This window comes from Pseudomonas sp. 13B_3.2_Bac1, from assembly GCF_025466205.1.
Taxonomy (GTDB): domain Bacteria; phylum Pseudomonadota; class Gammaproteobacteria; order Pseudomonadales; family Pseudomonadaceae; genus Aquipseudomonas; species Aquipseudomonas fluorescens_H.
Map to the genome: position 1 here is coordinate 1 of NZ_JANLOG010000058.1, position 4030 is coordinate 4030.

Annotated in this window: 3 protein-coding genes; 2 read left to right on the plus strand and 1 reads right to left on the minus strand. The window is 61.0% G+C overall.

Annotated features, from left to right (window positions below; genetic code table 11):
• Positions 1 to 14: 14 nt before the first annotated feature.
• Positions 15 to 1016, minus strand: a complete 1002-nt coding sequence (gene gap, locus NTD85_RS09515) for a type I glyceraldehyde-3-phosphate dehydrogenase (RefSeq protein ID WP_262142017.1) — start codon at positions 1014 to 1016, stop codon at positions 15 to 17.
• A 220-nt stretch (positions 1017 to 1236) separates the two neighbouring features.
• Between gap and edd the strand changes: the two genes are divergently transcribed.
• The gene (edd, locus tag NTD85_RS09520; RefSeq protein ID WP_003227464.1) at positions 1237 to 3063 is read left to right on the plus strand and encodes a phosphogluconate dehydratase; all 1827 of its coding nucleotides are present in this window, start codon (positions 1237 to 1239) and stop codon (positions 3061 to 3063) included.
• A complete protein-coding gene (locus tag NTD85_RS09525; protein ID WP_226499544.1) occupies positions 3060 to 4019 on the plus strand; it encodes a glucokinase in 960 nt (319 codons plus the stop codon). The genes edd and NTD85_RS09525 overlap by 4 nt, the downstream gene beginning before the upstream one ends.
• The last annotated feature ends 11 nt before the right edge of the window (positions 4020 to 4030 follow it).

Here is a 4030-nt window from a genome sequence, read left to right on the forward strand (position 1 = left end):
ACACGGATAGGGGATTATTCGGCGTTGCAGAGCGCCAGGCAGTTATCCAGCATGCGGTTGGAGAAGCCCCACTCATTGTCGTACCACGCCAGCACCTTCAGCAGTTTGCCGCTGACTTTGGTGTGGTTGGCGTCGAAGATCGACGACAACGGGTTGTGGTTGAAGTCGCTGGAAACCAGCGGCAACGTGTTGTAACCGAGAATTTTCGAGTGCTGGCTGGCAGCCTTCATCAGTGCGTTGACTTCCTCGGCCGTGGCTTCCTTCTTCAGCTGCACCGTCAGGTCCACCAGCGACACATTGATCACCGGCACCCGCACGGCCATGCCGGTCAGTTTGCCCGCCAGTTCCGGCAGCACCAGGCCTACCGCTTCGGCGGCGCCGGTCTTGCTCGGGATCATGTTCTGCGTGGCCGAACGCGCGCGGTACGGGTCGGTGTGGTAGACGTCGGTCAGATTCTGGTCGTTGGTGTAGGCATGAATGGTGGTCATCAGACCGCTTTCAATGCCCAGTTCACGGTGCAGCACCTGCGCCACCGGCGCCAGGCAGTTGGTGGTGCACGAAGCGTTGGAGATGATCTGGTGCGACTGGCGCAGAATGTCGTGGTTGACGCCGTAAACGACGGTGGCGTCGGCGCCCTTGGCCGGGGCCGAGATGATGACTTTGCGGGCGCCGGCATTAAGATGCGCGGCGGCTTTGGCACGGTCGGTGAACAGACCGGTGCATTCGAACACCACATCAATTTTTTCCGCGGCCCACGGCAGGTCGGCCGGGTTGCGAATCGCGCTGACCGAAATACGGTCGCCATTGACCGTCAGGCTCTCATTGTCATGCGCCACTTCGGCGTCGAATGTGCCGTGAACGGTGTCGTATTTGAGCAGATGGGCATTGATCGAGCTGTCGCCCAGATCATTGATGGCGACGATCTGCAAATCCTGTCGATAGCCTTGGGTATACAGTGCGCGCAGGACATTACGGCCGATGCGGCCAAAACCATTGATTGCGATTCGAAGAGTCATTGAACAGCGCCGCCGTCGTTTTGTTGTTGGAATTACAAGATTATTCGCATAAAAATAGAAAACAAGCCTTTTTAGTGGCAATATTTTGTTTTATCTACAACGAGTGACCTGAATCAACTGGTCCGAATGGTCAAAAAAACCGTCTGTCATTCCAACAACAACGGCGTTTGATCAGCATAGACAATCAGGTCGCCACATCCGTTAGCCTGGAGTTCTACACATGCATCCCCGCGTTCTTGAGGTCACCGAACGGCTTATCGCCCGCAGCCGCGCCACGCGTCAGGCTTACCTTGCACTGATTCGCGGCGCCGCGACTGACGGCCCGATGCGCGGCAAGCTGCAATGCGCCAACTTCGCCCACGGCGTGGCCGGGTGTGGCAGCGAAGACAAGCACAGCTTGCGGATGATGAACTCGGCGAACATCGCCATCGTTTCTTCGTATAACGACATGCTCTCGGCGCACCAGCCATACGAAGTCTTTCCCCAGCAGATCAAAAACGCCTTGCGCGAAATCGGTTCGGTCGGCCAGTTCGCCGGCGGTACGCCAGCGATGTGCGATGGCGTGACCCAGGGCGAGCCGGGCATGGAGCTGAGCCTGCCGAGCCGCGAAGTGATCGCCATGTCCACGGCGGTGGCGCTGTCGCACAACATGTTCGACGGCGCGCTGATGCTCGGCATCTGCGACAAGATTGTGCCGGGCCTGATGATGGGCTCCCTGCGTTTCGGCCATCTGCCGACGATTTTCGTTCCGGGCGGGCCGATGGTCTCGGGGATTTCCAACAAGGAAAAAGCCGACGTGCGGCAGAAGTACGCCGAAGGCAAGGCAACCCGCGAAGAGCTGCTGGAATCGGAGATGAAGTCCTACCACAGCCCGGGCACTTGCACCTTCTACGGCACCGCCAACACCAACCAGTTGCTGATGGAAGTCATGGGCCTGCACTTGCCGGGCGCGTCTTTCGTCAATCCGAACACCCCGCTGCGTGATGCCCTGACCCGCGAAGCCGCGCATCAGGTCACACGTCTGACCAAGCAGAACGGCAACTTCATGCCGATCGGCGAAATCGTCGACGAGAAGGCACTGGTCAACTCGATCGTCGCGCTGCACGCCACCGGTGGCTCGACCAACCACACCCTGCACATGCCGGCCATCGCCATGGCCGCTGGCATCCAGCTGACCTGGCAGGACATGGCCGACCTCTCCGAAGTCGTGCCGACCCTGAGCCACGTCTACCCGAACGGCAAGGCCGACATCAACCACTTTCAGGCCGCTGGCGGTATGTCGTTCCTGATCCGTGAGCTGCTTGAAGCGGGCCTGCTGCACGAAGACGTCAACACCGTGCTTGGCCACGGTCTGAGCCGCTACACCAAAGAGCCGTTCCTCGATAACGGTGAGCTGGTGTGGCGCGAAGGCCCGATCGAAAGCCTCGACGAAAACATCCTGCGCCCGGTTGCCCGTGCATTCTCGCCGGAGGGCGGTCTGCGGGTGATGGAAGGCAACCTTGGTCGCGGGGTGATGAAAGTCTCCGCCGTGGCGCTGGAAAACCAGATCGTCGAAGCACCGGCCATGGTGTTCCAGGATCAGCAGGACTTGGCCGATGCGTTCAAGGCCGGTCTGCTGGAGAAGGATTTTGTCGCGGTCATGCGCTTCCAGGGCCCGCGCTCCAACGGCATGCCGGAACTGCACAAGATGACGCCGTTCCTCGGCGTGCTGCAGGATCGCGGCTTCAAAGTCGCGCTGGTCACCGACGGGCGCATGTCCGGCGCGTCGGGGAAAATCCCGGCGGCGATTCACGTCAGCCCCGAAGCTTATGTCGGTGGTGCTTTGGCGCGGGTGCAAGAGGGCGATATCATCCGCGTCGATGGCGTCAAAGGCACTTTGGAACTCAAGGTCGACGCCGCCGAATTTGCAGCGCGTGAACCTGCCAAAGGCCTGTTGGGCAACAACATCGGCAGCGGTCGCGAACTGTTTGGCTTCATGCGTTTGGCCTTCAGCTCGGCGGAGCAGGGCGCCAGCGCCTTCACTTCTGCCCTGGAGACGCTTAATTGAAACTGGCTTTGGTCGGTGATATCGGAGGCACCAACGCGCGGTTCGCGTTGTGGAAAAACCAGCAACTGGAATCGGTTCAGGTGCTGGCGACAGCCGACCACGCCAGCCCGGAAGAGGCGATCAGCCTCTACCTGAGCGGCCTCGGTCTGGCGCCGGGTTCGATCGGTTCGGTGTGCCTGTCGGTCGCAGGGCCGGTGAGTGGTGATGAATTCAAGTTCACCAACAACCACTGGCGCCTGAGCCGCACGGCATTCTGCAAGACCTTGCAGGTCGAGCAACTGCTGCTGATCAACGACTTCTCGGCGATGGCGTTGGGCATGACCCGTTTGCAGCCCGGCGAATTCCGCGTGGTCTGCGAAGGCACGCCGGAGCCGTTGCGCCCGGCGGTGGTGATCGGTCCAGGCACTGGCCTGGGCGTGGGCACCTTGCTCGATCTGGGCGAAGGGCGGTTTGCCGCGTTGCCGGGGGAGGGCGGTCACGTCGATCTGCCGCTGAGCAGCCCGCGTGAAACCCAGCTGTGGCAGCACATCCACAACGAGATCGGTCATGTCAGCGCAGAAACTGCATTGAGCGGCGGCGGTTTGCCGCGAGTCTACCGCGCGATCTGCGCAGTGGACGGACATGAACCGAAGCTTGATACGCCGGAAGCAATCACCGCAGCCGGTCTGGCCGGTGACCCGATTGCCCTGGAAGTACTGGAGCAGTTCTGCTGCTGGCTCGGTCGTGTGGCGGGCAACAACGTGCTGACCACCGGTGGTCGTGGCGGCGTGTACATCGTAGGCGGGGTGATTCCGCGCTTTGCCGACTTCTTCGTCAACAGCGGTTTCGCCCGCAGCTTCGCCGACAAGGGCTGCATGAGCGATTACTTCAAGGGCATCCCGGTGTGGCTGGTGACGGCGCCGTATTCCGGGCTGGTGGGTGCCGGTGTGGCACTGGAGCAAGCAATCCCCGCCTGAAACACGATCCA